Source organism: Rhodococcus sp. YL-1 (assembly GCF_001942025.1).
Classification (GTDB): Bacteria; Actinomycetota; Actinomycetes; order Mycobacteriales; family Mycobacteriaceae; genus Rhodococcus_F; species Rhodococcus_F qingshengii.
In genome coordinates, this window is the sequence record NZ_CP017299.1 from 1,236,992 (window position 1) to 1,262,803 (window position 25,812).

27 protein-coding genes are annotated in these 25,812 nt (G+C 60.0%); 7 read left to right on the top strand and 20 right to left on the bottom strand.

Annotated elements, in window-relative coordinates:
• Nucleotides 1-89 precede the first annotated feature (89 nt).
• Complete coding sequence (locus tag BH682_RS05710) at nt 90-797, top strand: hypothetical protein (RefSeq protein WP_003945876.1); 708 nt, start codon at nt 90-92, stop codon at nt 795-797.
• Nucleotides 798-1,106: 309 nt separating this feature from the next.
• On the top strand, nt 1,107-2,273 hold the full coding sequence (locus BH682_RS05715; protein WP_003945525.1) for a MinD/ParA family ATP-binding protein: 1,167 nt from the start codon (nt 1,107-1,109) through the stop codon (nt 2,271-2,273).
• Between the two features lie 40 nt (nt 2,274-2,313).
• On the opposite strand, the gene BH682_RS05720 is transcribed toward BH682_RS05715, so the two are convergent.
• From BH682_RS05720 to BH682_RS05730, 3 genes are all read right to left on the bottom strand, one after another.
• The gene (locus BH682_RS05720) at nt 2,314-3,348 is read right to left on the bottom strand and encodes a baeRF2 domain-containing protein (RefSeq protein ID WP_007734628.1); all 1,035 of its coding nucleotides are present in this window, start codon (nt 3,346-3,348) and stop codon (nt 2,314-2,316) included.
• A 201-nt stretch (nt 3,349-3,549) separates the two neighbouring features.
• Nucleotides 3,550-4,632: a M48 family metallopeptidase gene (locus tag BH682_RS05725; protein WP_042452503.1), complete on the bottom strand. Its 1,083-nt coding sequence runs from the start codon at nt 4,630-4,632 to the stop codon at nt 3,550-3,552.
• Between the two features lie 77 nt (nt 4,633-4,709).
• On the bottom strand, nt 4,710-4,913 hold the full coding sequence (locus BH682_RS05730; RefSeq protein WP_003945456.1) for a hypothetical protein: 204 nt from the start codon (nt 4,911-4,913) through the stop codon (nt 4,710-4,712).
• A 145-nt stretch (nt 4,914-5,058) separates the two neighbouring features.
• On the opposite strand from BH682_RS05730, the gene BH682_RS36325 reads away from it, so the two are divergent.
• Entirely contained in the window at nt 5,059-5,214 is a 156-nt protein-coding gene (locus tag BH682_RS36325) for a DUF6131 family protein (RefSeq protein ID WP_003945912.1), read from the top strand.
• Here the strand turns inward: BH682_RS36325 and BH682_RS05740 are convergent.
• The 3 genes from BH682_RS05740 to BH682_RS05750 all read right to left on the bottom strand — a co-directional run bounded on the left by BH682_RS05740 (nt 5,208) and on the right by BH682_RS05750 (nt 10,030).
• Complete coding sequence (locus BH682_RS05740) at nt 5,208-6,386, bottom strand: carboxylate-amine ligase (protein ID WP_075832389.1); 1,179 nt, start codon at nt 6,384-6,386, stop codon at nt 5,208-5,210. The genes BH682_RS36325 and BH682_RS05740 overlap by 7 nt on opposite strands.
• A 1,165-nt stretch (nt 6,387-7,551) precedes the next feature.
• A complete protein-coding gene (locus tag BH682_RS05745) occupies nt 7,552-8,958 on the bottom strand; it encodes a serine hydrolase (protein WP_075832391.1) in 1,407 nt (468 codons plus the stop codon).
• 184 nt (nt 8,959-9,142) lie between these two features.
• Nucleotides 9,143-10,030: a class I SAM-dependent methyltransferase gene (locus BH682_RS05750; RefSeq protein WP_075832393.1), complete on the bottom strand. Its 888-nt coding sequence runs from the start codon at nt 10,028-10,030 to the stop codon at nt 9,143-9,145.
• 385 nt (nt 10,031-10,415) lie between these two features.
• Here BH682_RS05750 and BH682_RS05755 point away from each other — a divergent pair, with 385 nt between their 5' ends.
• On the top strand, nt 10,416-10,901 hold the full coding sequence (locus tag BH682_RS05755; RefSeq protein WP_075832395.1) for an RNA polymerase subunit sigma: 486 nt from the start codon (nt 10,416-10,418) through the stop codon (nt 10,899-10,901).
• Nucleotides 10,902-10,945: 44 nt separating this feature from the next.
• Here the strand turns inward: BH682_RS05755 and BH682_RS05760 are convergent, their stop codons facing one another.
• The 4 genes from BH682_RS05760 to BH682_RS05775 all read right to left on the bottom strand — a co-directional run bounded on the left by BH682_RS05760 (nt 10,946) and on the right by BH682_RS05775 (nt 14,181).
• Nucleotides 10,946-11,716, bottom strand: a complete 771-nt coding sequence (locus BH682_RS05760; protein WP_003945779.1) for a glucose 1-dehydrogenase — start codon at nt 11,714-11,716, stop codon at nt 10,946-10,948.
• Nucleotides 11,713-12,300 (bottom strand): TetR/AcrR family transcriptional regulator, encoded by a 588-nt coding sequence (locus BH682_RS05765; RefSeq protein ID WP_075832397.1) that lies wholly within the window; start codon nt 12,298-12,300, stop codon nt 11,713-11,715. The genes BH682_RS05760 and BH682_RS05765 overlap by 4 nt, the downstream gene beginning before the upstream one ends.
• Before the next feature lie 51 nt (nt 12,301-12,351).
• On the bottom strand, nt 12,352-12,879 hold the full coding sequence (locus tag BH682_RS05770; protein ID WP_054781433.1) for an SRPBCC family protein: 528 nt from the start codon (nt 12,877-12,879) through the stop codon (nt 12,352-12,354).
• 114 nt (nt 12,880-12,993) lie between these two features.
• Nucleotides 12,994-14,181, bottom strand: a complete 1,188-nt coding sequence (locus BH682_RS05775; RefSeq protein ID WP_054827313.1) for a zinc-dependent alcohol dehydrogenase — start codon at nt 14,179-14,181, stop codon at nt 12,994-12,996.
• A 181-nt stretch (nt 14,182-14,362) separates the two neighbouring features.
• On the opposite strand from BH682_RS05775, the gene BH682_RS36330 reads away from it, so the two are divergent.
• The gene (locus tag BH682_RS36330; RefSeq protein ID WP_003945804.1) at nt 14,363-14,509 is read left to right on the top strand and encodes a hypothetical protein; all 147 of its coding nucleotides are present in this window, start codon (nt 14,363-14,365) and stop codon (nt 14,507-14,509) included.
• Between the two features lie 139 nt (nt 14,510-14,648).
• Here BH682_RS36330 and BH682_RS05780 read toward each other — a convergent pair whose 3' ends face one another.
• Together BH682_RS05780 and BH682_RS05785 are read right to left on the bottom strand one after the other, a co-directional pair.
• Nucleotides 14,649-15,287, bottom strand: a complete 639-nt coding sequence (locus BH682_RS05780) for a PAS and ANTAR domain-containing protein (RefSeq protein ID WP_075832399.1) — start codon at nt 15,285-15,287, stop codon at nt 14,649-14,651.
• A gap of 168 nt (nt 15,288-15,455) precedes the next feature.
• A complete protein-coding gene (locus tag BH682_RS05785; protein ID WP_064074093.1) occupies nt 15,456-16,331 on the bottom strand; it encodes a haloalkane dehalogenase in 876 nt (291 codons plus the stop codon).
• A 62-nt stretch (nt 16,332-16,393) separates the two neighbouring features.
• Here BH682_RS05785 and BH682_RS37275 point away from each other — a divergent pair, with 62 nt between their 5' ends.
• Entirely contained in the window at nt 16,394-16,852 is a 459-nt protein-coding gene (locus BH682_RS37275) for a MarR family winged helix-turn-helix transcriptional regulator (RefSeq protein WP_172403485.1), read from the top strand.
• 124 nt (nt 16,853-16,976) lie between these two features.
• Here the strand turns inward: BH682_RS37275 and BH682_RS05795 are convergent, their stop codons facing one another.
• The 3 genes from BH682_RS05795 to BH682_RS05805 form a co-directional block, all read right to left on the bottom strand.
• The gene (locus tag BH682_RS05795) at nt 16,977-17,591 is read right to left on the bottom strand and encodes a hypothetical protein (protein ID WP_075832401.1); all 615 of its coding nucleotides are present in this window, start codon (nt 17,589-17,591) and stop codon (nt 16,977-16,979) included.
• 49 nt (nt 17,592-17,640) lie between these two features.
• Nucleotides 17,641-18,429 (bottom strand): hypothetical protein, encoded by a 789-nt coding sequence (locus BH682_RS05800; RefSeq protein ID WP_021333197.1) that lies wholly within the window; start codon nt 18,427-18,429, stop codon nt 17,641-17,643.
• A 70-nt stretch (nt 18,430-18,499) separates the two neighbouring features.
• Nucleotides 18,500-19,372, bottom strand: a complete 873-nt coding sequence (locus BH682_RS05805) for a hypothetical protein (RefSeq protein WP_007734676.1) — start codon at nt 19,370-19,372, stop codon at nt 18,500-18,502.
• Between the two features lie 368 nt (nt 19,373-19,740).
• Between BH682_RS05805 and BH682_RS05815 the strand changes: the two genes are divergently transcribed.
• Nucleotides 19,741-21,117, top strand: a complete 1,377-nt coding sequence (locus BH682_RS05815) for a WS/DGAT/MGAT family O-acyltransferase (protein ID WP_003945789.1) — start codon at nt 19,741-19,743, stop codon at nt 21,115-21,117.
• 15 nt (nt 21,118-21,132) lie between these two features.
• On the opposite strand, the gene BH682_RS05820 is transcribed toward BH682_RS05815, so the two are convergent.
• From BH682_RS05820 to BH682_RS05840, 5 genes are all read right to left on the bottom strand, one after another.
• Nucleotides 21,133-22,344, bottom strand: coding sequence for a serine hydrolase domain-containing protein (locus BH682_RS05820; protein WP_075832403.1), 1,212 nt, complete (start codon nt 22,342-22,344; stop codon nt 21,133-21,135).
• A gap of 74 nt (nt 22,345-22,418) precedes the next feature.
• A complete protein-coding gene (locus BH682_RS05825; RefSeq protein WP_075832405.1) occupies nt 22,419-23,744 on the bottom strand; it encodes an MFS transporter in 1,326 nt (441 codons plus the stop codon).
• 132 nt (nt 23,745-23,876) lie between these two features.
• A complete protein-coding gene (locus BH682_RS05830) occupies nt 23,877-24,191 on the bottom strand; it encodes a DUF202 domain-containing protein (protein ID WP_007734680.1) in 315 nt (104 codons plus the stop codon).
• Complete coding sequence (locus BH682_RS05835) at nt 24,188-24,559, bottom strand: YidH family protein (RefSeq protein ID WP_081557457.1); 372 nt, start codon at nt 24,557-24,559, stop codon at nt 24,188-24,190. The genes BH682_RS05830 and BH682_RS05835 overlap by 4 nt, the downstream gene beginning before the upstream one ends.
• Before the next feature lie 59 nt (nt 24,560-24,618).
• Nucleotides 24,619-25,803 (bottom strand): acyl-CoA dehydrogenase family protein, encoded by a 1,185-nt coding sequence (locus BH682_RS05840; RefSeq protein WP_063314921.1) that lies wholly within the window; start codon nt 25,801-25,803, stop codon nt 24,619-24,621.
• Nucleotides 25,804-25,812: the final 9 nt, after the last annotated feature.

The window sequence follows — 25,812 nt, forward strand, 5'->3', positions numbered from 1 at the left end:
AACAAACGTGACGGTCATTTTCCGGTGCCAGACTTGGCTCTGGTCGCCGGCAACGGGTCGACGGCAGGGCAAACACATAGGAGAGTTTCATGAGGCGTCGATTCTTTGCGATATTCGCCCTGATGGGTGCGTTCGGTCTCTTCCTGTCTTCGGTGGCCTCGGCGGACCCGGTCACACGCTCCGTGTCGGGCACCCTTGTCAACTCGTGTAGCGATACTGGCGATCCGGTCGGGATATGGATGGTCGTATGGGATGGCTCGACGCAGATATCCTCGGCCACTGTCGGGGTGGGTGGCGCATACACGATCACGAACGTTCCTCCGGGCAATTACACGGTCAGTCCATACTCGCCGGCTGGATGCGGATCCGTACCCGACAGGACGGCGGTAGATCTGACGACGTCCGACGCGACCGGGATCGACTTCGAGTTGGTGAAGGTGTTCAGCATCGTCGGAACTGTCACCGGGTGTCCGGGTGCCGACGGGGTCGGGGCGTCTGACGTGACGTTGAATCTCCTCGATGCCGGCACGCAAATCGCGACGACAACGACGGATGATTCCGGTGACTACTTCTTTCAGTACAAGCCGGCCAAGGACGGCTATTCCGTAGAAGTGGTTCCCGGCAGCGGATGCGGTGCCGATCCAGCAGTAATTCCGGTGAATCTGAGCACGAATGACGTCACCGGTGTCGACTTCGCGCTCACTGCCGACGGCTGCGATACGGGCAGTTCGTTCGGAAGTGTGGATCTGTCGACGATTTTCGGAAGTCTCGGTAGTTCGGAATTCTGCAGCAGCTGAACACTTGTCCATGAAGGGAGGGTGATCGCCGAGGCGATCGCCCTCCCTTTTCTCGTTTGTTACCAAGGGATTTGCCCTGACATTGCGGAAGGCTGTTTCTAGCGGCAGATGAAGATATCTGTGCCGCATATCGTTACGACGTTCGTATTTGCTGAGATCGGCACAAGCTTGGGGACCAAAGTCATCGAAGTGCGGGTGTAACGGTCTGTTGTGCCACGACGGTATTGAGCAGAGAACGGCAAGCCCGCCAGAGTGATAGCGTCCGAGAGGCTATGTCCGAAATGATTCCGAACTCGACCTAGGAAAACGGTGCGCAGCGATAACAACGGTTCGAATAACGGAGTCCTGGGGAACAACTCCGGAACGACTCAGGGCGACGGCCATTTCGACGCGTCCGACGACGGCTATGCAACGTCGATTCGAACCGTCACCTTCACACCACAATTCGACGAGCCTGCAGCAAAACCGTTGCCCAGTCAGCGGATGCGCCAGCAACGTCGTGAAGAGCCGACCGATTTTCGGACCTCGACGCCCAGGCCTATGACCTCCGTCGACGACCTGGACATCATCAAGCGGGCGAAGCGTCCACCCGAACGCGGTTTGGGCAGTGTGTTGTTCAAACTCACCGGGGGCCGGATCAACACTGGGCAGTCGGCTGCCGAACTCGAACACCAGGCTCTCGTGCGCCGTGCCAACCGAACGGTGCGCGGCGTGTACAAGATTGCTTTCATCTCACTCAAGGGTGGAGTGGGGAAAACCACGGCGGCCAAAACTGTCGGTTCGACGTTCGCATCGATCCGTGGGGATCGAATCGTAGCCATCGACGCCAATCCCGACCTGGGGACTCTGGCTGATCGCGAACGACGTGAACATCACCTGACCGTTCGTGATCTGTTGGCCGACGGTGACATTCGTACGTACAGCGATGTTCGCTACTACACCTCGCAAGGCGACAGCCGACTCGAAATCCTTGCGAGTGAGGCAGATCCGGAAACTTCGGAGTCGTTCAACGAGCAGGACTACCTCGATACTCTCCGAATTCTCGAGGTGCACTACAACATCGTCATCACCGACTGTGGCACCGGAATCATGCACTCGGCCATGTACGGAATTCTCGACGAAGCAGATGCTTTGGTTGTCGTCAGCCCGACAGCTCAGGATGGTGCCCGTAGTGCTGCAGCAACGCTCAGTTGGCTGACCAAGCACGGATACGCAGATCTGGTGAGCAGGTCGGTCGTGGCGATCAATTCGACGCGGCCGGGTTCGTCTTCGCTCGACCTCGATCAACTCGAGGACGTTTTCGCTCAGCGTGGAGTGCGAGCGGTCAAGACGTTGCCCTACGACGATCACCTGGGCGAAGGCGGTCCGATCGACTTGAAGTTGTTGAACAAGCGCACGGCACGGGCATATCTGGAACTCGTCGCAGCAATTGCCGATGGTTTCCCGGACTCGGTGGGCAAGCACGCTTCTCGATAGAACGTGCTCGCCACCGAATCTGATCAGCAGGCTCTGGCGTTCAAGGGTGCCGAAGTATCGCGCCGTATCCGTCGGCGAGAACGAGGCGTTCGTCGATCTGTACCAACTCGGTGCCGGTCCCGATTGCGATGTAGGGGAGTACGCGATCGGCGGGCCCGATCAACTCTCCACTGGTGACTTCCTTGTCGTCGGGATCGGTGAGCAGCAGCGTCTCGACCTTGCCCTGTTCGAGGGCGTCGAGGACGCGTGCGGTCCCGTCGATGGAGAGGCCGGAGTCCCGGCCCTGCTCTGCGACGTAGCGTTCGGTTTCCACATCCATTCTGCGCAGTCGCTGCGTGTCGATCAGTTCACGAATCGACTTGGACACCTCGGCGGGTGTCGAACCGACTGAACGCGAACCCTTTTCGACGTCCACCACCCGTAGCGTCGACGGCAAAAGCTGTGCAAAAGCTTTGCGGGATTGTACTTCTCCGATGACAACTACCAGCGCGACCTTGTGTTCACGGGCGAGTGCCGCCGCGCGCTCCACAGCCTGAGTCAGGTTCTTCCGGATATTCTCCTCCACGAGGCTTTGGCTGTCGGTGTATCGCTCCTGACCGCCCACGTGTGCCTTGTGGACCGGGAAGCCGTCTCCGTCTACCGTTTCGCCGTACACGTCACGCCCGCGAGCATCTCGCACGCACAGGTCCGCGCCAGTGTGGTCGACCTTGGCGATGAGGAACGGTTCGGTGTCGTATCCGTGTGCGATCAGTGGAATCAGGTAGGGCAGTTCGCCCAAGGTCGCGATAGTGGAGCCGGCAGGTTCGAGCAGAATATCGTCGATCAGCACTGCCTCGGAAGTGGCGACGATCGCGCGTCCGGCGCGACCTGAGATGCCGTGATGGTTGTCCTTCACCTCGTCCAGTCGTGCGATCAGCGATTCCGATGCTCCCTGTTTCGTGAGTTGATTGCGCATCGAGCGCCATTCGAGTTCGAAGCGCTCGCGCGCATCTTCCCGGTTACGGACGTCTTCGAAGTACACGGAGGCAAACGGGCCGTCACTCGAACCGACCTTCTTCAGTCGCCCAGCATGCATGTCGGCTCCCTTCTGTAGTGGTCCTATGCCGCGTACCCGACAACCGGTGATTCGACACGACCGCTTTCAGTTCGCACGTTTGTTCGACTGCTGGTACTGTCTGTGAACGTGAGGGTGGTGCAGAGGGAAGCCTGCATCACCTTCACGCCAAGAGCCCGGGACCTGCCGCCGACTGCCTTCGGCGGCAGGTCCCGATTCTGCTTACTCGGCGTCGTCAGTGCCCTTCGACCTGTCGGAACTCTTGCGCCAGTGGGTGAATCGTTCCTTGATGTCCGACGCTACATCGCCGACGCCATTCCCCACGGCGCCCACCGCACCGCCCAATCCGCTACCGATGTCGCGCACCATGCGGATCAAAGGGTCCTCCGACTCGTCGAAGTTCTGCTTGTAGGTCTTGGCTGCATTCTTGAACTCGTCGCTGATCTTCGCTCCGTCGTCATCGCCGCGACGGGGGTAGTTTCCGCGCAGAATCGCGGCGTAGTCTCCGCTGTCCACCCACTTCTTGAGCTCGGCGGCGCGAAGCACCGAGAACGGGTGAGAGAGCAGTTCGATGTTGAGGAGCTTGAGTACACCGTCGCGGAGGTCGCCGCTGGCGTCGTACTCGGCGGCCTGGGCAAGAAACGCGTCGATGTCGATTTCACTGACTCGGGATCCGCCCGCCAATTTCATCTGGACGCGAATCGCGGTGTGTACGTCCTGCCCGCACAACAGTCCGGCACGATCACCGGACAGTTCTGACTTGCGCTGCCATTCCATGAGGGCGGCGATGATCGCGCGCAATGCCCACCCGCCGACGGGCAGCCATCCGATGGTTCCGGCCAGTCGCATCAAATGCATCAGGATGGTCCGATACACAGCATGACCGGACAGCGCGTGGCCAAGTTCGTGGCCGATGATGAACCGCTGTTCCTCGTAGTTCATCACGTCCAATAGGCCGGTAGTGACCACCATGAACGGCTTGTCCATGCCGATGGTGAAGGCGTTGACCATCGGGGTCTGGAGTACGAACAGCTCGGGTGTCTCGTCGGCCTGCAGGATGTCGACGCAGTCACGGCGCAGGTCGTTCAGGTCGCTGAACTGGCGTTCGTCGACTCGCACCGACGTGGCGAGGTACATGAGGCGGTGCTGACGTTCTTGGAGCAGTCCGGACAGCGTCCGCAGGACAGTGTCGAACCCCCGAAGCGTCCGGAGCGTCACCAATGCAGCCCGATCGGCTGGGTGTTCCCACGCACGCGAGCTGATGTCCGGGAACTCGATTCGGGTGCGATCTGGTGCAGTGGTCATGGTGGCCCCTCACTTCGATGTGTGTCGACTCACCTCCAGGGTAACGACTAGTCGGTTTAGCGTGGATTTCCGGCAGCTCACTCGGTGGGCTGGGGGAGCGTGCAGTCGGTGACTTTGGGGTTGACGCCGAAGTAGTTCAGCGGACCCGCGATGACCGTGAGCGCGATGGTCCCGACGCCGGCGCAGTTGGTCGGCGAACTGCTGTAGTAGCCGCGTTGGCCGGCCGCGACGGCCCCGACTATCAGCCAGATCAGAACGATCAGAGTCACAATTCTCATCATGGCGGGCTCGATTCTTCAAATATTATGGTGACCAGCGAAATACCCGGTCAGAGTGGGTATGAAACGCTCTGCCGACGGGTATCCGCGGTGTATGCGGCTCGAGGCGGGCGTATCCGCCCGAGTGAACGCACTGAAGGAGCTTGTGATGATCATCCTCGGCGTGATCCTGCTGATAATCGGTTTCGTGGTGAACATTCCGATCCTGTGGACGATTGGTGTCGTCTTGCTGGTGATCGGAATCATCCTGTACGCGCTGGGCGCGGCCGGGCACGCCATCGGTGGTCGGCGGCATTACTACTGATCCGTTGTCGGCTCGTCGTGCGTATCCGTGCCAGTCGGCGCGGTCGGTACGGTGCGCTGAACGGCACGCGCAATCAGTTCCCGAAGGCAGACCTGGCGCAGCGTTCGCTGTTGCCAGTCGCTGCCGTTGCCTGTGACTGACTTGAGCTGCAGCGCCGACTCCACGCTCGCGTACTCGCCTCCCTCGTCGAGGGAGTCACGGACATGGATCAGGAGCCGGTGCAACAGTTCCGTGGCTGAAATTCTTTGTGAGGTAATCGGATCGATCGACGCTCCCAGGACGCCTTCCTTCGCGGACACCCAGGTTGCGAGGCGGAGGCTCTCGAGGGAAATGTTCGGAGCCTCGATGCCCCGGTCTATCGCGCGTAACGCAGTTGCCACCAGAGCTCGTCCAAGGGTTGCAAGTAGCGCTGCATCCTCTGCTGTCGGCTGAACGTCGCAGACTCGGATCTCGACGGTCGGTAGGTGGCAGGAAGGTCGGATATCCCAGTAGGCCATCCGCTTGTCGAGCATCACGCCGCAATCCACCATCTTCGCAACCGCGGTGTCGAAGTCCCCGGTGGTCTCGAAGTACGGCGGCGGCCCGGCGACGGGCCACCTGGACCATTGGATCGCCCGCCAACTCGCGAAGTCGGTGTCGACTCCTTGGTGGACACGGGAATTGGCGCTCAGTGCCAACAAGGCGGGCAACCAGATGCGCACGTGATTGCAGACCTGCACGGCCTGTACTTGATCAGCGACGCCCACATGTATGTGGCAACCGCAGATGCTTTGTTCGGCAGCGAGGGCGCCGAAGCGTTCGCCCATCCGGCGGTAACGAGGCGAGTCGCTGATCTCGAAACGCGAAGGCCCCGAAAGCGGTGCGCCGACGGCCAACAGCCTGCAGCCGTTCAACTCTGCAGCTTTTGCCGCGAGCCGACGCATGTCGGTCAAGTGGGTTCGGAGTTCGTCGATGCCACAGCACACGGGAGAGTTGGTCTCGACTTGGCAGCGGGACAACTCGAGCTGAAGATCCAAACCCAGTGTCGACGCGGTTTCCGCAACCGCAGCATTGTCGGTGGACGGCAACCAGGAGGTCGGGTCGACGAGGATGAATTCTTCTTCGACGCCGACGGTCGGGGTCGTCGATTCGTGGCGGCCAGCGGTGGATTCGGTCGAGCAGGTGGCGCCCATGCTCGCGTCTACCCGGTCGGTCGAAGGCGGAAACCGACCCGAGGAAGCCCCGTTCTCGTCGGGAGAACGGGGCCTGTGGTCGGCCTTGCCAACATCTCGGAAGCGTCAACGAGTCCTTGCACACCGTATGAATCTGGGGACTGGCGTGCCTGGGAAAACGTACTGTGTCGGACTCGGTAAAACGAGACCCCAAGGCATGTCTCACCCCCTATTTCACCCTCGTGTGGACTTGTCCGCACACCCTTCGCCGAGTCGCGGATCATGACCTGGCGGCCTGAGGTGGTGCAGTCTCGGTTTTATCCGTGGGGCCGCCGTTATCGAGCAGATTCCGAGAATACGAACCCATCTAAACTAACGTCCAGCATTCGGATGTGACGTTCTGGCGGAGTGTGTGGGTTCGGTGAGTCAACAGATATTTGATCAGTTAATCGCGTGCACAGCATCCGGAGAAGTTGTGGAACTTTCGAACTGGTATTGCGTTTCACCAGCGCAAATCTTCAGTGGTCATGAGTAAAAGTCAGAAGATGGGAGAAAGTGCCTGGGATTGTGTTGCTACCGGTTCGTTATCGCAGACGAGTGTCCACTATGTGCGTGGATGACGACTCTTGAAGGCGGGCAAAACTGCGTGTCAGCTGTGTCGGAGCTTCCTCTGTCTTTGTGTTCTTGGATTGAGAGTTTCACCAGGAATATCTTTCGTGATCGACGCGCCGGGAAATTTTTCTCAAGATTTACCCACTTGCGAATTGGGGAAATAAGCGGGTTGCGGAAGACCGAAATATTGCGGGTGGGAGCTGTTATTTCCGGTGATTTGCCCATATCTTGCTGAGTGACGTATTTGCAACCGAAGTGTCGCTCGGTCGAGAAATAATGCTTTTCATGCTTTACATTGGAAATTGCAAGATGCACGTTTCATCCTCAGTGTTAAACGAAAGGACGAACGCAATGGGTAGCTTGGAAGATTTCGACATCGCGGCACTTCTTCAGAAGGTCATCGCATTCTTCGACGGATTCTCGTCGGACGAGACCGAGCCCCCCACGGGCTAAGACTTAGCGAAGCCGCTGTGCATCCGGATGACACTGGATGTGCAGCGGCTTCTCTGTATCCGGCGCCTTCATCGGCGAAGGCAATGAATCGGCGTGCGTGGTTTCGGCCCGCCACTGGGCACTAACTGGTTGCATCCGTCTGGATCAAGAGCATCGCGTCGTCGACCGGATCGAAGTACAGAGCCGGGTCGGCAACCAGTGCAGCGTCGTCACCATGAGTTTGCATGGTGACAACCCAGGCACGATCGTCGTGTTCCACGTAATAGGCACCCGCGAGGACCCCGATGGAACTGCCGCCCTTGAATCCGCCGTAAGTGAACCATTTCGCGGACTCGTCACTGAGCGCCGGATCCTCGGCGAGAATGTCTCGAACCGGTGCGCCGCTCTCGGTCTTCGCCTTCTCTTGCAACGTGACCAACGCGGCACGCAGGTCGGCAGGCGAGGCGAACCAATCGATGTCGAAAGGCCATGCGGGGGTGGTGAATGCTGACGCCGGGATGTCCACCAGGCCGCCAGGTAGTGCCGCGAGTATCGCTCGACGCTCGTCCGGAGTTCCGTCGCGCCAAGCGATACGTTGTGCGCCTTGGTCACCCCAGCCGAGTTGGAACAGTGCGCGGGTCGGCTTGAGCGGGATGTTGAGCGAAGGATTTGCCATGCCCATCGGGGCGAATTCGGCTTCTACCTGCTCGCGCCCGACAGCGGCGATCAGCATGTCGGTGGCGGTGTTGTCGCTGATCGAGATCATCTTGCCGGCGGTATCTCGGACCGTGACTTCAGTTCCCGATGGCAGGTCCTGCATGGTCCCGCCGGGCATCGATTTGAGGTCGTCGGTGATGGTGAGCTTCTGATCCCAGGAGAGTGTCCCGTTCTGGACGGCCGTCGCGACCGCGCCGAGAACGTACAGCTTGATCGTTGACCCTGTGGGCTGTGGTGAGGTGTCGCCGACACTGAAGACTTCGGCGTTCTTTCCTTCGGTGACCTCGGTGACGGTCAGATTGGTCGGCGCGGGAAGCGCTTTGACAGCTGCCTCGAGTTCTTGCCAAGATGCGGCCGGCACATGAACGTCCTTGGTCGGTGTGATCGCCATTCCGAGGATCAGCCCGTTGCCGTCGACGACGACGTTGACGTCGAACGCACCGCCGGTGGTGCTGGTGATGGAAACTGTGCCGTCGGAGTCGCCTCCCTTGTAATTCACTGTTGTCCAAGGCTGTCCGGCTCGGATGGAGTCGAAGTCCGGAGGTGTCAGGACTACGGGTGCAGTGGGCCCGAAGTGTTCGGCGATTTCTTCCTGGGTCAACGGCGTGCTCGTGTTGAACGCACTGAGAAGCCAGGTGATCTGCTTGCCGACGGAGCTGTCAGGGATCGTGACCGTAACGGGTGCCGCGGTGGGGGAGGTCTTTGTGTTGTTTTCAGAGGTTTGTGCGGAATCAGTCCCGGAAGTACATGCGGCGAGGGCGAATACCGCTGCGGAGGCAAGTGCTACCAGCGCGAGCGGGCGGCCCTTCCTGCGTGTGTGTTCGAGTTTCATGGACTCATTTCATCAGCGTTCTCTTCGGCGCGCGTCCGTCTGAGGTGTAGACGTACTCAGCCTGAGGTACTGAATCGCTTCATCCTGGAGTACCGTCGACCACTTGTAGTGGTGACACGCGCCTTGCCGCTGGACAAATGGGAGAAAGGCTGCACTCGAAGAACTTTCGGGATGACTGCGAGAGCTAGTTCTTGGTCGCGGCCAAAAAGGACGGTTGCGTTGACAGCGCTGCGATTTCTTCGGGGAGTTCGGGGATCCGACGATCGTACAGTTCTGCCAACTCGACCGAGCTGAAGCGTCGGACAGTCCAATTGTGTTCAGCCAACCACTGGCCCGGATCGGATCGCTTGTCGCTGTAGAACAGTTGCGAAATGTCCAGGTCTCCGAACGGGTCCTTGGCGAAGTACTTGGATCTGATGGCCGCAAGCTTGCTCGGGTCGGTTCCGGCCGGAAAGTCGTTCACCGCCAAGCGACTACCGGTGGCCGAGAGTTCGTCGATCCGCTCGAACAGGGCGTCGTGGGCCGGGCCGGGGAGATAGGCGAGCAGGCCTTCCGCCGACCAGGCCGTGGGTTCGTTCGGGTCGAAACCAGCCTCTTCGAGTGCGGCCGGCCAGTCGTTTCGCAGATCAGTAGGCACAGTGCGTCTATCGGTCTTCGGCTGGGCGTCGTGCGCCGCGAGCACTTCGGCTTTGAACTCCAGCACCTTTGGCTGATCCACTTCGAATACCGTCGATCCTGAGCTCCAATTTAGCCGGTACGCACGCGAATCCAACCCTGCTGCAACGATTACCGCCTGCCTTACTCCGGATTCGGTTGACGACGAGAAGAATTCGTCGAAGAACCTGGTTCGCAACCCCATGAAACCGCCGAAGGGGGTGTCCTCGAGGAGTGTGGGATCTTTCAGAAGAGCTGTGAAATGCGGCTCGGCTGCAGCTTCTACGAACCACGATGCGAACTTGTCCTCGATGATCGCGTCCGGACGGGTGCTCTCCAGTGCTCGGAACGTTGCCACTGCCAGCGCGGTAAGTCCGACGCTACTGACGATGTCCCACGTATCTCCATCGCTCCGCATTGTCTGGGTGTCCTTCCGCTCTTGACGACTGAGCCGAACTCTCTCGACCCTACGCCCGTGTGACCCCTCGTCGCCTGGAACGGAACGGTCGGACTTGGAGCAGCAAATACACGCTGACCGGATCGAAAAATTCTGCAGTGCAAGGCGTTCGGTTTGAATCAGCATCCTGCCAGGAATTTGCCAGGTCAGTGCCAGTGAGCGGCAAGGATGCAGGACTTCACTGGTGTGTGCCTCAGAGCTGAGAGAGAGCCTCGAGAATCCTTCGGGCAGGGGATTGATCGTGCCATGTCCATCCGCCGGAAACTACTTCGTGGGACCGTTCGGTTCGAGCTGATCTCTCGGACCGCACAACGAATGTCCCGTCGAGAAAGAGAGATGTAAGCCCATGTTGAAGGAAGGCTCGCTGGATGTATTGGCCGCCGCGGCGCGGCGCGGTAGCCGTGAGTCCATGGCCAGTTTGTATGCGGCGTTTCGTCCGATGGTTGTGCTGCGGTGCCGCGCCGAGCTTGATCAGGCGGTTTCCGATTCCGCCGCGGATGCCGCGTGCGTCGCCGTTCTCACGGCAGTGTGCGACGGATCGGAGACGTATCAGCCTTTTCTTCGCGTGCTGTACGCGAGTACAAGCATCGCGATTGCTCGGGCGGCATCCGACGGGTTCAGCGGTGGATCGCTCCCGCCTCCGACAACGCTCCCGGTTGTCGAACGCGATGTCCTGGTGTTGCGGCTGATCGTCGGGCTCGATACAAAGGCGACCGCAACGTCGCTTGCCCGTACGACAGACGAGGTGTCACTCAACCTGCATCGGGCGCTGCAGCGACTGCGAAAGTTGTCTTCTCCGAATGCAATCAGAGAGAGTTTGGTATTCACCTGAGGGCGTTCGGAATGCGCAGATTCGGGCGGGAACGGATCCCTGCCTTACTGGCCGGCGATGTATTCGATCGACGGGCCGGCAGTCCAACCGCCGTCGACGGCGATCTCGGAACCCGTTGTGTACGAGGCATCGTCGGAAAGCAGGTAGGTGACCGCGCCGACCAACTCCTCCGGGCGACCGACACGGCGATACGGATTGTTGGGGAATGCGCCCTCTTCGAGGCTGATACCCGTCGGTGCAGTCATGGGCGTCAGGACCATGCCGGGGTGAACCGAGTTGACCCGGATCTTGTCGCGGCCGAGTTCGACGGCGGCGATCTTGCTCAGCCCACGCACGCCCCACTTGGCTGCGCCGTAACCGCTGGTCAGGGCCATGCCCATCAGGCCGGCGGCCGAGGAGATGTTCACGATGGATCCGCCGCCGGCTGCCTTCATGAACGGCACCACCGTGTGGATACCGGTGTGCACGGACACCAGGTTGATCTGGATGATGCGCTGGAACGTCTCGAGTGGTTCCTCGGCGACTGTCTGGCCGGACGCCGAGATTCCGGCGTTGTTGACCAAACCGTTGATCGCGCCGAACTCGGATACCGCGTACTCGGCGGCGGACTTCCAAGACGCTGGATCGGTGACGTCGAGGTGAACGTAACGCGCTGCGTCGCCGAGAGATTCGGCCACTGCTCGACCGTCGTCGTCGAGTAGGTCGCCGATGACGACGCGGCCGTTGCCCGCGACGATGCCGCGGGCAAACGCCTCGCCCAGGCCGCGTGCGCCGCCGGTGACGAGAACGATTTTTCCGGAGAGATCCTGAGTCATGATTGTTCCTTACCTGTTGGTGTTGCGAGATATGGCTTCGAGAACGCCCCGAGCGCGCGGGTGATGGCCTTGGGTGCGGGCGTCCGGAGGTCTGCCATCTCACGCAGTGCGGCCACTACCGCAAGTGTTGCCTGGCCCGAAGCCGCTGTGGTGTCGAGCGAGGTTTCCGGACGATCGATCAGGCGTGCGACTTCTGGGCGAATCAGTTCCATCGTCTCGAAAGTTGCTGATTCCCAAACTCTCCGGAGTGCCGCATCACCGAAGATGATGGGCATCAGTGACCGGGTCATCGGCTCGAAGGACTCGCCGACCGATGCGATAAAGGCATTCTTCACAGCCGCTGCGAGCCCGAATTCGCGGGCTTGCGCGCTGAGTGCCGTGGCCAGACTGCGGTTTCCCTCGTCGAGCATCGGCCAGATGCTCTCCTCTTTGGTGGCGAAGCAACGGTAGAACGTTCGCTCGGAGATTTCTGCCCGATCGGCGAGCTCCGCGATGGTCGTCGAAGTGTCGCCGCGTTCGACGAAAGCGGCAGCACAACTCTGCGAGACGCGGAGAAGTAGTGCAGTGCGGCGGGCTGTTGCCATATCCGCACTGTACCAAAAGTGGCAGAAACTGCCACAAATGGTGTCGGCCGGTCAGCCGACGTTGCCTTCGATTCCGGAAACCTCCTGCTCAACTGCGTTCTTGAGGTTCAGGAGCGTCTTGCGGATGTTGCCGCGCTGAAAGTCGGCGAAGGTTTTTCCTCCGGTGGCAATTTTGTCGAACATGTCGGCGGCGAAGTCCGGCCAGCCGCGCCTGTCGTCGGTCCACGTTTCGGTAACTCGGGTTCCGTCGGGCACCGGCGAGAATCGGTACTGCCAGGTTGCGATAGAGGCGGGGATCCGGGGAGTACTGAGGCCGATCTTGTGAACACGGAATTCGAAGAGCTTCCCGGCCTCGGCAGCGGTGACTGTGCATCGCGTGGTCCACTGCGCGCGCCCACGCTTGTTGTGCCCGTCGAACTCCATGCCCAGGAAAGCGCTTTCGCGGGCTCCCCGCAAGGTTGCGCCTATGTTTTCGGGACTCCAGGCACCCATACGAGTGGGATCGCTGATGACCTCGTAGAGGGAAAGCGCGTCGGAGCTGACGACGATGCTGTCGGAGACGGTAAGTTCGCGAGCCATTTCGGTTTCAGGTTCTTTCTGTCGAGCGTGTGTGAGGTGTGAGTATGACGATCGGTGGTTTCGCGAACAAGATGCGGACGTGGCGGATGAACCGTCGAACTGATCGGCGTTGAACTACAGGTGCGGTTTCAGTTGGATCTTGACCGCGCCTTCCTGCTTCTTCTGGAAGATCTCGTAGGCGTGTGGCGCCTGATCGAGCGGCAGCTGATGGGTGGAAAAGGTGTCGACGCCGAGTGGGTCGTCGTCAGTGAGCAGGGGCATGATGTCCTCTACCCACTTCTTGACATTCGCCTGGCCCATCCTGAGCTGAATCTGCTTGTCGAACATGGTCATCAGCGGCAGCGGATCAACCATTCCGCCGTAGACACCGATCAAAGAGATGGTTCCGCCGCGCCGAACGATGTCGATGGCCGAATAGACAGCGCCAAGGCGATCGATTCCTGCGTTACGCATCGCAGGTGCGGCAAGAGCATCGGGAAGGAGTCCGACGAACTGCTGCGCGAGCTTTCCGATCGGAGACCCGTGCGCTTCCATACCGACAGCGTCGATCACCGAATCGGTTCCGCGGCCATTTGTCGCGTCTCTGATGGCATCGCCGATCTTGCTGCCGTAGTCGTCCAGGTTGAGGGTCTCGATACCGCGTTCGGCAAGGCGCGCAAGGCGTTCGGGTACACGGTCCACACCGAATACTCGAAACCCTTTGTGGTGGGCGATACGAGCCGCCATGTCACCGATCGGTCCGAGGCCGAGGATTGTCACGGACCCACCCGGCGGGATGTCGGCGTATTCGACCGACTGCCAGGCTGTGGGGAGCACGTCGGAGAGGTAGACGAATCGCGAATCCGCTGGACCTTCGGGAACTTTGATGTGTGTGAAATGTGCTTGCGGTACTCGGAGGTACTCAGCCTGCCCGCCTGGCACCGAGCCGTAGAGCTCGGAGAAGCCGAACAATGCTGCGCCCGTTCCCTGATCGCGGACCTGCGTCGTCTCGCACTGTGTGTAGAGGCTCGAATCGCACATGAAACAGTTGCCACACGAGATCTGGAACGGAATGACGACGCGGTCACCTATCTCGAGATTCGTGACTTCCGAACCGACTTCTTCGACGATGCCCATCGGTTCATGGCCGAGAATGTCGCCGGCATTCATGAACGCACCCAGAGTCTCGTACAGGTGCAGATCGGATCCGCAGATATTCGTCGTGGTGACCTTGATGATTGCGTCGGTGGGTTCGACGATCTTCGGGTCCGGAACCGTATCGACGCTTACTTTCCGTTTGCCTTGCCAAGTCACTGCGCGCACTGGGATCGACCTCTCATCGTGGAAATGCTGTTCGCAGTCACCTGCCCGAAAGCACTGAAATGCAAACAAAATCGGTGAGGGTTGCGAGAAGTCCTGAGCGCGTTAGATTGAGATGGAGCTGGGTCCCGGTCTCTTTGCGCCGGCTCCAGGACCGAGACGACGAGATGATGAGGACGATCGCATGACCGACAAAGACGACAACGACCAGTCGCCCAAGGGCGGGCACCCAGGACCCGTGGACAAGGGCGGCGACGGGGGAATGGCAACGCGAGAACAGGCGCCTGAACTGGTCGAGGAGACCTCCGACGAGAAGTCTGACGACGAGTAGTTTCCTTTTACTCCGCGTTGGGTAACAACGGGGATAGGCCGCATCGGACCGTCCCGGAATCAATGCGGGCGAGGTTCCTCGAGGTTGAGCAGCCAGCCACGGGAACCGCCTTAAGCAGATCCCTCAACCCTGTTGTCATTCAACCCTGTAACAGCACGTGATCGAATCGGGTCCGCAGTAGTGTCGGGACCCGGAAGTCGTCAAGCGTTCGAATTATCAACTGTTCGGCAACATCCCGGAGTTTCACGTTGGTCTCTTGAGAACGCCACACGAGGATGTCGAAGGCGCGATCGGCCGAAATGCCGTAGATCACCATGAGCATGCCTTTGGCTTGCTCGATTACTCCGCGAGAAGCGGTGATTTCGTTGACCAGCACGTCGACAGACGCTTTCACCGTACTGTCGAGGGTTTCGGTGACGTCGATGTAGAAGCCTGAGCTGCCGACCACGGCACCCGACTCGTCCACGACGCTGTCGCCGACGACGATTACCGAGTGAGTGTCCCCTGCAGTGTCGATGATGCGGTGGCGGCTGCTGAACGGTCCGCCTGAAGTGCGGATGGCGTGCAGTGTTTGAGCAACGTGTCTTCGGTCGTCGGGATGCTTGTGCGAGAGCATCAATTCTGTCGTCGGAGCTACTTGGTCGGGTTCGTATCCGTGAATCCGTGCAACTTCGTCCGACCACTCCCACCGATCGCCGTTGCGGTGATAGAGAAAGCCGCCCACCCGGTGTGGAGCCCCCGATCCTGACGTTCGCCCCAACCCGTCCTCGTTCACCACACACGCCCCCTCGTTCTCGACCTCGTCCCAACCGGCGTACTCGCCAGTTAGTTATATCGGACAAATCCGGCGGAGGTGGTGTCGGTCCCATATTTCGGAGCATCGTCTGGATCGCTACCGCATGGGTCGGGGAAACCGGCCCTCAGAGTACTTGGCGACGGTCCCACGTCACTCGCGGTTGAAACAGTGTTGCCGCTGTGTCCATTCGGTGATCGCCGCCGCGATGGCCGCAGGCTGATCCTCGGGGGCGAGATGTCCTGCGGGACCGCACTGTTCCACCTCGAGATTTGCGATATTCGATCGGCTCCACGTGACTTCGTCAGGTCCGATCATGAGAAGTTCTGCGGGGCCGCTGAAGGTGAGAAGAAGTTTGGGTACGTCGGTGCTTTCTGCGAGCCAATCGCTGTACGCCGCCACACGTGCATTCACGTCACCGGGAGTTCCTTCGATGGGGAAGGATCGTGGCCACTCGAGAAGGGGTCGGCGACTCTCTCGTGACGGATAAGGGGAGCGATAGGCCTCGGCATCGGTTTCGGTCATTTCACCGAGAACCGTTCTGTGAAGCGCTATTTCGAGAAAGAAGTTCTCGTCGAGTACCTTCGTCTCTCCTGTGTCGGAGTCCCTCAGAGCTTCCACCCGTGCCCGTGCCTCTCCCGGGAAGTGTTCGTCCCAGGTCATCGGACGAAGGATCGTTTCGAAGAAGGCCACACCTCGGACGCGATCGGGGTGGCGGGCAGCCCAGTCCAGTGCAAGCGCCCCGCCCCAGTCGTGTCCGACGAGTACGACGTCGTCGAGTTCCATCTGGTCGAACCAGGCGTCGAGGTAGCGGGCGGTGTCGAGGAAGCCATAGTTGATTGGCGGTTTGCCTGACCGCCCCATTCCGATGAGGTCAGGGGCAAGTGCGTGGCCCAGATTTCCTATCTGCGGCAGGATGTTTCGCCACAAGTGCGAGGATGTGGGGTTTCCGTGGATGAGTACGAAGGGTGGTCCTTCACCGCGCGAGCGGTAGGCCATGGTCGAGTCGAGCACGGGAATTGTGGGCATTGCGACTCCTCAAATAGTTTCCATATACTCTAATTGAGATAGTAGCCATGTATTCTATTTGTATGCAAGATCGAGAAACATGGACGACAGGGTCGCTGGTGTGGCACCTTGGCTTGCGCTGGCGGGCGGGGGTTGACCGAGCGATCGCGCACCTGGGGTTGACTCACGCCCAGTATTCAGTGCTCGCGTCTCTGCATGGTCTGGTGAGTGCGGGGGAGAGGCCGAGTCAGCGAGAACTCTCAGTGCACACAGGATTGCAGCGAATCTACATATCCAAGCTCGTGCGAGCGTTGGAGAAGAGCGGGTTTGTTGTCAGTGAACGCGATAGTCGCGATGCGCGAGCCGTTCGCCTCGATCTCAGTGACGAGGGCAAACGAGTCATAGAGCTCGCTAAAGACATTGTCCGCCAATTGGATGCAAAGAATACGGAAGTGCTGACGAAAACCGGAGGGCGGGAACTCGCCGAGCTCCACCGCGCCCTTGGCGCGTTACTCGACGCCACCGAAGCAGGAGATGGATAACGCGCCGGTCCGCTTCGTGGCGTAACCGAAGGCGATCGTGTGCGGACCCGGTCCACAGGACGTTCGTTGGGGGAGCGACGGAAGCGTCGATCCCCCAACGAGCCTATTGTCTAGCTGTCGATCGTTACGGCGTCACGTTGATCGGCGAGGCCGACGCGAACTGCAGTGTGCCGGACATGGTTGCCGTGCCAGTGGCTGCGGCGGGGCAGACGGGCCCGGTGCCGGTACGCGTGTAGTTCACAGTGCCGGTGTTGCTGGCCACGACGCGCTGGTTGGGAATATCGAATGGCAGCGGTCCGATAGTGCTGGCCCCGACGGTGACTGTGCACGTGGATCCGGGCATCGTCACGACTGCGCCTCCTGCAGGAATGACCAGGGATCCCTGAGCCGATCCGGTGTCTGACGAGACGTTCAATAGCCACGAGCCGGAGGTGGTGACCACAGCGGGTAGGCCGTTAGCCTTGCACCCGGTCAGGCTGGGGGTGCCGATATTGACGTTGACTCCGCCGGTGCCGGTGTTGGAATTACCCGGCGCGGATGGGATGGTCCCGGAGCCCGTCGTACTGGAGCAGGTAAGTGTGATCGTTCCTGTCTTGATACTGAGATTGCTGCTCGAAGCAGTCACGGTTTGACCCGCTGGAGTGACGACGGTCGAAGCCAGAGCGGTGCCGGCTGCGACTGCAATCGCGGCTGCGGCGGCAGCTGTGACGATGGTGGTGCGGCGAACTGCATGGGACATCGATATCTCCTTGTTGTCGGTGATACTTCGTGAGTCGCCGGTGCTTGCTCTACTGCGTCCGCAGGCTGTCGGCGCCGATGTTGAACACATCGCTTGTGGTGGTCAACGAGTTGTGACCACTCGAAGACGGAACGTTGGCGCGAAGATTGACTGCCCAATTCAATGCGCCGAACAGTCCACATCCAGATGCGCCCGGTACCGCGAACGTCTGGTCGGCGTGCGTCACGTTTCTGACGGCGGCGGTATCCGGAAATCCTGGAACTTCTTCCAGGACACCATTCTCGGACACTCCGAGTTTGAACATGATCGGGTTGCTCGCAGAACCCAGATAGCAGTTGCCGCCCAGCAAGGGGTTGGAGATCTTCAATCTTGCCGGAAGTGTGACACCGAGTTGGAATGCGTCGACTGTTGGCAACGCGACCGGTTCGACTGTTGCCTTGATGGTGGTCAAGCCGCCGGGGAACGGTATACCGAGCCCGAAGATTCCTCCTGGTACCTCGATGGGGCTGGAATAGACGCCTTTGGTGCCGTCAGTGGGAGGAATGAAGATCTGGTCGAACCCGAATTCTGCGTCGGGGTTCTCGCGATAGGCGACACCGCCGGCGATATTCAACGAGCCGGAAGGAATCGGTACTTTGAGCCCGTTGATGTTCATTTCGCCGCCTTTGACGACGACGTCGACACAGGTGCTTGTCTCCGGATTGGCTATCGGGCATTTTCCCCAGCCCCCGAACGGCGCATTGGGCAGCGGGGCCGCCGTCGCGGTTGACACCGCCCCGAGAGTGAGGACTCCCGCTGCGACGACAGCGAGCGCGGCTCTGAATCGTATTGTGCGCATGGACAAGTGAACTCCGTTTCGAGGTGGCAATCTGTCGTCGATGACGGTTCTGTGGCAGTGGGTTGGATTGCTAGTTGGCACTACGTTCGGCAACGACGGCAGCGGGTTCGGGTGAGCCGGCCGGCTGGGGCCTGAGGCTGTCGGCACCGATGTTGTAGACGTCACTCGTCGTGGCGAGGGAGTTGGACGTGGTGGACGAGGGAAGCCCGGCGCGCCAGTTGACGATTGGATTCAGAACGCCGAACGGGCCACACCCGGAAGCTGTCGGGACCGCGAAGGGCTGTCCGGTGTGCCCGGTGTTTCGAACGACGGCAGTATCCGGGAAACCTGGAACCTCTTCGAGGACACCGTATTCGGTCACATCCAAGTTGAGTTGGACGGGGTTGTTGTCCGAGCCCAGGTAGCATTTGCCGCCGAGGAGAGGGTTCGCGATCTTCAATTTGACGGGTAGCTTCACACCAAGCTGAAATGCATCCACGGTGGGGAGTGCAGACGTCGACTCTACGGTGGCCGAAGCCTTGTTCAGTCCGAAGAGATTGTTGAATGGCAGGTCGATTCCGAGTGCGCCCCCGGGGATGTCGATGGGTTTGGCGTAGATCCCCCGACTGTTGTCGTTCGGCGGGATGAATACTTGGTCGAATCCGAATTCAGCCTCTGGATTCTCCCGGTATGCAACTCCGCCTGCGATGCGCATCGCCCCGGCGGGAATGCTGACGGAAAGCTTGCCGATCTTCATGTTTCCGCCGGTGACCGTGACGTCCATACAGGTGCTGGTCTCGGGATTGTCGATCGGACATGAATCCCAACCGCCGAAGGGGATCTCCGCTGCCGGGGCGGCTCCTGCAATGCTTGCTGACAAGCTTCCCACCGCAGCGGCGGTGGCGAACACAGTTGCGGTGGCGAGTGCGCCGAAAAGCCCACGCGACGTCGAACGTCGGGACATGTATTTCTCCTTTGGGTACAACCGACCAGTCGGGATTGTGATGATGAGTGACGGTAGTCACGTGTGACTTGGATGTACAGACAATTTGAAACAATTCCGACAAAAGTATTACTGCGATCGCCTCCGCTACTACTTGTGGCTGTGAGGATTGAAATTTGTTGCAGTGCTCTGTGTCTCGTCATTCACCCACGAATCGCTGTGAGGTGCTTCGACCCGAAAAGGCGTTCGTCGACGGGAATATCGGACTCCTGTCGAAATCGAGGGGCAATGTTTTGTCGGAGTCGCCAATGAGGGAAGTCAGGGCGAGTAACTTTGTCGAACAGCGGCTGATCGGTACTCCGGGCAGCTGCCCGAGAGAACGGATCGCCATGACGCTGATGCTGCCGCTCGACTCGATGTTCCTACTGATGGAGTCACGGGAGCATCCCATGCACGTCGGTGGCCTGTCGCTTTTCGTTCCGCCGGAAGGGGACGACGGCGAGTTCGCCAGGTCGCTCTACCGTTCGCTCACCGACGTCGACTCGATTCGGCCACTCTTTCGCCGCAAGCCGGTGCAGTTCTTGTCGAACTTCGCGCCGGTGCGTTGGACGGAGGACGCAGACGTCGATCTCGAGTATCACGTCCGGTTGCTCGCGCTGCCCAAGCCGGGTCGAGTCCGCGAGTTGCTCGAGCTGACCTCCATGCTCCACGGCACGCTGCTCGATCGGCATCGGCCGCTGTGGGAGGCGTACGTGATCGAAGGTCTCGCCGACGGCCGAGTTGCCGTGTACATGAAGACGCACCACGCGCTCATGGATGGTGTGTCTGCTGTTCAGGCGTGGTACCGCAGCCTCTCGTCGGATCCGCACGATCGACATTCGATGCCTCCGTGGGCGCAACGACCTTCTTCGGGGCGGGTTCGTGCCGGTCGCGGGCTGGACCTGCAGAGGCGGGTGGGCTCCGTGATCGAGACTGTGCAAGATGTGGTCGGGGTCGGCCCTGCGATAGTGAACGCCGCTGCCTCGGCAGTGAAGGACCACGTCGCACCGTTGCCGTTTGCTGCCCCGAAATCGATCTTCAACGTCCCGATCACCGGAGCGAGGCGTGTCGCCGCGCAGTCGTGGCCGATCGAGCGCCTGCGCAAGGTCAGCTGCGTTGCAGACGTGACGCTCAACGATGCGGTGTTGGCAATGTGCGCGGGTGCGCTACGGCGATACCTGATCGAACTGGACGAGTTGCCGGACAAACCGTTGATCGCGATGGTGCCGGTATCCCTTCGCAAAGGTGAAGAGGGTGAGGCTTCCGGCAATGCCGTAGGTGCGGTGTTGTGTGATCTGGCAACCGAATTGGCAGATCCGGCGGCCCGACTTCAGAGAGTTCACGACTCGATGAGTAGCGCCAAGTCTCTGATGTCGGGCCTGACGCCCCTGCAGATCACGGCGCTCAGTGCATTGAACGTCGCGGGTCTCGGGCTGCCGCTGATCCCTGGTTCATCCCGACTGATCACTGGGCGTCCAGTCTTCAATCTGGTGATTTCCAACGTCCCCGGCCCGACAACGACGCGCTATTGGAATGGCGCGAAACTCGAGAGCTGTTACCCGGCATCGATTCCGTTGGACGGGCAGGCGATGAACATCACCGTCATCGGCTACGCGGACACCATGCAGTTCGGGCTCGTCGGCTGCCGCCGCAATGTTCCGCACTTGCAGCGGCTCCTCGGCCATCTCGAGGAATCCTTGAGTGAGCTCGAAGCCGCCGCAGGTTGAATGCGTGAGGAAACCTCAGCTGACGGGGACCGCTCCGCGAGCGTTCGATACCAAGTGAGTGCCGATCTGAAGGAACGCGGGTACGAAGTTCGGGGTGTCGATTGCAGGCGAGAGGATGTGGGCTCCGAAATGCGCGACCACAAACTCCAGGTCGCGTGAGATCAAGAGCCTCTGGCCATGGATTCCGCTTGCCATGAACGATCCGAACGGATCATTGAGGATCCACCAGTAGTCGTGGTAGCTCATCGTCGCGGGGGAATCGACAGGGGCACGCGGGCTTCTGACCTCCGAAGGATAGCCTGCGGGCACTCCCGCGGTCATCGATCGCGCGATGTGCGGTGGGATCACCTGACGATCCTCGACGGCACCGTCACAACGAATCATCTCACCCACTCTGGCTACGTCTCGAAGGGTCGCACTGAATCCGCCCGCCGCCATTTCCGTTCCAGCGGAGTCGACTATGTAGAACGCATCTTCTTCGGCTCCGATTCTTGACCAGACCAGCTCACTGAGTAGTTCGGCGAGTGAAGTTCCGGTCACGCGGCGCAGTATTTCTCCGACAGTCTCGACATTGCCGTTCTCGTAGCGGAATTCGACGCCGGTCGGGCCCGCAGTGCGTGCCGTGGCGAGGTGCTCGAGAATGGTCTCCGGGCCGCGGTAATTCATGGGGCGCAGCTTCGGGGCGACTACGGCCCAGAAACGGCTGGCTTCGATGGTGCGATGGAACGGCCGACCGCCGTACGTTACATCAGTGCCCATGTGAAGAAGGTCCTGAATCCGATTGTCTCCGAACGCAGTTCCTGCCAACTCGGGAATGAATTTCGACGCCCGATCGTCGCGGTCGAACAATCCTTGTGCTTCGACCAGTGCAGCCATCAAACCGACGTAGGATTTCGCCATCGATGCATTGAGGTGCGGTTCGTGCGGTTTGCAACCGTGCAAGTAACTCTCATACACGATGCGTCCCCGATGTAGCACTGCGATACCGTCACTGTGCGCACCCGCGAGGAACTCGGACACCGTCTGCTTCGGCTGATCCGGAAGGTTCAACGTGACACCGGACAGATCCGTGTAGTCGGTCGGGAGGGTCCATTTGGGTCCGTCGCCGCGCCACACACGGCGAGTCGCAACCATCTCTCGTATGGTTGTGGCTTGTTGGCGCACGTCGGCCGGGTCGGTGAATCCGCGCGCCCAGGGGATGTCATCCGTTGCGATGTTTTGTGCCATCTGAGGTCTACTTCCGTCTTGATTGCCGAGTTGGAGTGTTGATTGCCGCGTTCGTAGTTGATGAACTGAATTGCCTAGTGCCGAAGCGCATTCTGTTCATGTAGGGGGTTGGCGGATGGCCCGGAGAGTAGGGCCGCACTGTCGCGGGCGTAGGGGCGATACAGTGCGCCTGAAGCGACCCCGTTGACGGTGGTCAGCACTACGGTGACGATGAAGAGCGCGCCTTGCAATCCGATTCTGTCGCCGAGAGTTCCGACCAAGACAGCGTATCCGGCGTAGGCCAGCGCTTCGACTGTCGAGACGGAGACGGCAAAGGCCAGGGCTCGCAGTTCCGGACGAACTACGGCCATGATAATCGGCCGATTGACCACTGGGACCTGACCTTGAAGGACGCCGACGATCCCGAACAAGACCGCGTAGGCGCCGATGCTGTTCCAGGAAATCTGCGTAGCGATCAGTGCTGCGGCCGCGAATCCGAGTTGGCTGGCCTGAAGCATGATGATGCGGCCGTTTCGGGGTCGTTTGACGTGTACGGCGTCGTTGACTCGTCCGCCGACGAACGTGCCGAGCAGATACCCGATTGCGAAGGGCGGTGCGATGATCGAAGCAGTTGCGGTCGTGAATCCGTGCTCCTCGACGAGAAATACGATGCTGAAGCTCATGATGACGTTCTGGCCCGAGAATGCGCGTTGCACGAGTAGGTATCGGAATGTCTTGATAGCGAGTAGCTCTCGTATCCCTTCGCGCCAGAATCTTGCTTTGGAGCCGAGATCGTCGGTGGTCGTCTGTGCGGGCGCATCGCCGGATTCAGGATCGTCGAGGAAAAGCATGACAAGCACACCGATGGCGATGCAGATTGCACCGGTGATGATGTATCCGTAGCGCCATCCATCTTCGAAGCGAGACAAAAGCCCGAATATCGGGGCGGTCGCGCCGGTGATGACGGCGACGCCGCCGTATACCAATCCCGTTGCGCGGCCCCTCCGGGCGTCCTCGTACAGATCTCCGAGGATGGACAATGCAATCGAGCCGGCGCCGGCGAAACCTGCGGCGCCGATCGCATAGAGGACGAGAAACTGAGTGAAACTGCCGGACAATCCGGCCAGGATTACCCAGACACCCCAGAACCCTGAACAGATGGCAAGTACCGACTTACGAGAATATCGTCGGGCAAGGAACGCCCAGGGGATTGCCGTGAAGACCCCGACGGCCTTGGCCACTGCAACGATCGTGCCGAGCGCCGCCGATGACAATCCCATGGCTTCGCGCATGAGCGGGAAGAGCACGGACGTCACGCTGCTTTCGGCGTTGTCCATTGCCGTGGAGCCGGTCAGGAGTGCGAGGTTCTTACCTCGCCGACTGCGTGGAAACTGAGTAGGTGCCGCAAGTTCTGTGGTCATTGTTCCCTCTCGAAAAATGCCGATGATTGCTTGGGCGCGGTGGGCAGCGCTCGGCGGTCGACTGTGCGCTGAGTCACAGTGAGCATTAATGGAGACAATATACATAAATAGACATACTGTCTATCTCTTTGTTCAAAGTTGGATGACAGTGCAGGTGCCGAGTCCCGCAACCGTGACGCCTACGGCCAAAGTCGCCATGACAATGAACGGTATTTCTCGAGAATCCTTGTCGTCCAGACTGAGTCGACGATGACGGATTGTCGTGCCCACGATGACTCCGGCAGTCGTAATGATGAGCGTGGCGAACACTGCGATTCGTAGAACGGACGGATGCAAAGCGATTTCGCGACCGGTGATCACTGACACAGTCACAGAGGAGAGGGCAGTTCGTCGCCAGGCGAGCACGGTTCGCTCGGGTTGCAGTCCGGGCGGCTCGTTTTTCGTCACAACACGGTCATCCCTACGCCGAGACCCGCAACGACACACACCCCACCGACGAGAAGCGCGATCATCGGTGACGTGGGTAAGGGAAGATCACGCCTCATCGCGGTTTGGACGGCCTTCCAGTGTCTGAGCGCGCCGAGCGCTACAGCCGACGCCACGACGGTGCACACGACTCCGAGCATTTTGTACATATTGTTGTCGTTTTCGGATACGTAGAACTGACCGACTGCGACGCCGCCTGCCAACAACCCCAACGCAGTTCGTATCCAAGCCAGAAATGTTCGTTCGTTCGCAAGACTGAATCTGTAGTCCGGTTCGTGATCGATCACGGTGATTGCCTCCGAAATGTCGAGTGCCCGCCAGGCCGTCACGTCGAGCGTATGACGACCTGGCGGGCGCGAAATTGGATACGACTGTCCTTGAATGATCTTCAGGTGGTGAGTAATTGACGCGCGATTCCGTTCTTCTGAATCTCGGAGGAGCCGGTCAGGATTCGGAACATCCTCAACCGCTGGAACAGTGATTCGACCTCCGAACCACGGATGACCCCGGCTTTTCCGTGAATCTGAACTGCGTGGTCGGCGATGGTGAAGGCCTTCTCGGCAACGAACAGCTTGCACATGAATGCTTCGGTACGCGGACTCCCACCGGCATCGAGTGTGGCGAGTGCGTCGTAGGTCATCGAGCGCGCAGCGTAGTAGTCGGTCGCCATGTCGGCGAGTTTGTGTTGGATGGACTGCAACATCGCAAGAGGAGCGCCCTGCACCTGGCGAGTCTTGCTGTACTCCAACGACAATTCCAGTGCACGGCGGGCTCCGCCGAGGACGGTGGGGCAGTGCAACAACCGGTTGACTGTGACTCGACCGAGTCCGATTCTCAAGCCTTCGCCCACATTTCCGAGAAGCTGTTCCGGCCCCACGTAGCAGCCGTCGAGGATGATGTCCGCTTCGATGTGCTGACCGGACATCGGGACGTCACCGTCCGCCACTGTGCAGCCAGGAGAATCCAAGTCGACCAGGAAGGCCGAGTACGAATCCGGTCCGTCGCCGTCGGATGCCATCTTTGCGATCAGGACCGAAAAGTCGGCGAAGGGGCCCGCGGACGAGAACACCTTGTGGCCGTTCAGGCGCCATCCGGCACCGTCCGGGGTAGCTGTGGTGAGCATGCCGCGAACATCGGAACCTGCGTCGTTCTCGGTGAGAGAAAAGCAGCACGCCTTCTCTCCTCGCAGCACCGGAATCAAGTACTTTTCCAACTGGTGCTCGGTGGCGTATTGAAAGATCGATCCCGCGCGGAGTGGGCCACCCATGTCTCCGAGCACGGACGTCGCGAGGACCCGCGGCGATGCACCGACCTCTTCTTTGAGTGCGGCGAGTTCGGTATAGGTGAGGTTCTGGCCGCCGAGTTCAGTGGGGAGGTGTATTCCGTAGAAGCCGAGTTCGCGGCTGCGTCTCCACACTGGCTCGAGTGTCTCACGGATGTAGTGGGATTCTTGAGTGAGACCCAATTCGGCTTCGTACTCGGCTAGTTCGCCGTCGAGATAGTCGCGTAGACGCTCGACGAGCGATTGAAGTCTTGGATTGTCTTCGTAGGTAGGGGTGAGAGCGAATGACATGTCTATTTC

Bases quoted from the DNA above. Each gene is read 5' to 3' on its own strand.
- BH682_RS05725 (WP_042452503.1), bottom strand. From the start codon at position 4,632: ATGACCACTGCACCAGATCGCACCCGAATCGAGTTCCCGGACATCAGC.
- BH682_RS05825 (WP_075832405.1), bottom strand. From the start codon at position 23,744: ATGACCACAGAACTTGCGGCACCTACTCAGTTTCCACGCAGTCGGCGA.
- BH682_RS05745 (WP_075832391.1), bottom strand. From the start codon at position 8,958: ATGAAACTCGAACACACACGCAGGAAGGGCCGCCCGCTCGCGCTGGTA.
- BH682_RS05720 (WP_007734628.1), bottom strand. From the start codon at position 3,348: ATGCATGCTGGGCGACTGAAGAAGGTCGGTTCGAGTGACGGCCCGTTT.
- BH682_RS05740 (WP_075832389.1), bottom strand. From the start codon at position 6,386: ATGGGCGCCACCTGCTCGACCGAATCCACCGCTGGCCGCCACGAATCG.
- BH682_RS05795 (WP_075832401.1), bottom strand. From the start codon at position 17,591: ATGTCCCATGCAGTTCGCCGCACCACCATCGTCACAGCTGCCGCCGCA.
- BH682_RS36330 (WP_003945804.1), top strand. From the start codon at position 14,363: ATGACCGACAAAGACGACAACGACCAGTCGCCCAAGGGCGGGCACCCA.
- BH682_RS05765 (WP_075832397.1), bottom strand. From the start codon at position 12,300: ATGGCAACAGCCCGCCGCACTGCACTACTTCTCCGCGTCTCGCAGAGT.
- BH682_RS36325 (WP_003945912.1), top strand. From the start codon at position 5,059: ATGATCATCCTCGGCGTGATCCTGCTGATAATCGGTTTCGTGGTGAAC.
- BH682_RS05820 (WP_075832403.1), bottom strand. From the start codon at position 22,344: ATGGCACAAAACATCGCAACGGATGACATCCCCTGGGCGCGCGGATTC.
- BH682_RS05760 (WP_003945779.1), bottom strand. From the start codon at position 11,716: ATGACTCAGGATCTCTCCGGAAAAATCGTTCTCGTCACCGGCGGCGCA.
- BH682_RS05800 (WP_021333197.1), bottom strand. From the start codon at position 18,429: ATGCGCACAATACGATTCAGAGCCGCGCTCGCTGTCGTCGCAGCGGGA.
- BH682_RS05785 (WP_064074093.1), bottom strand. From the start codon at position 16,331: ATGCCCACAATTCCCGTGCTCGACTCGACCATGGCCTACCGCTCGCGC.
- BH682_RS05750 (WP_075832393.1), bottom strand. From the start codon at position 10,030: ATGCGGAGCGATGGAGATACGTGGGACATCGTCAGTAGCGTCGGACTT.
- BH682_RS05710 (WP_003945876.1), top strand. From the start codon at position 90: ATGAGGCGTCGATTCTTTGCGATATTCGCCCTGATGGGTGCGTTCGGT.
- BH682_RS05840 (WP_063314921.1), bottom strand. From the start codon at position 25,803: ATGTCATTCGCTCTCACCCCTACCTACGAAGACAATCCAAGACTTCAA.
- BH682_RS05730 (WP_003945456.1), bottom strand. From the start codon at position 4,913: ATGATGAGAATTGTGACTCTGATCGTTCTGATCTGGCTGATAGTCGGG.
- BH682_RS05805 (WP_007734676.1), bottom strand. From the start codon at position 19,372: ATGTCCCGACGTTCGACGTCGCGTGGGCTTTTCGGCGCACTCGCCACC.
- BH682_RS05755 (WP_075832395.1), top strand. From the start codon at position 10,416: ATGTTGAAGGAAGGCTCGCTGGATGTATTGGCCGCCGCGGCGCGGCGC.
- BH682_RS05770 (WP_054781433.1), bottom strand. From the start codon at position 12,879: ATGGCTCGCGAACTTACCGTCTCCGACAGCATCGTCGTCAGCTCCGAC.
- BH682_RS37275 (WP_172403485.1), top strand. From the start codon at position 16,394: ATGCAAGATCGAGAAACATGGACGACAGGGTCGCTGGTGTGGCACCTT.
- BH682_RS05815 (WP_003945789.1), top strand. From the start codon at position 19,741: ATGACGCTGATGCTGCCGCTCGACTCGATGTTCCTACTGATGGAGTCA.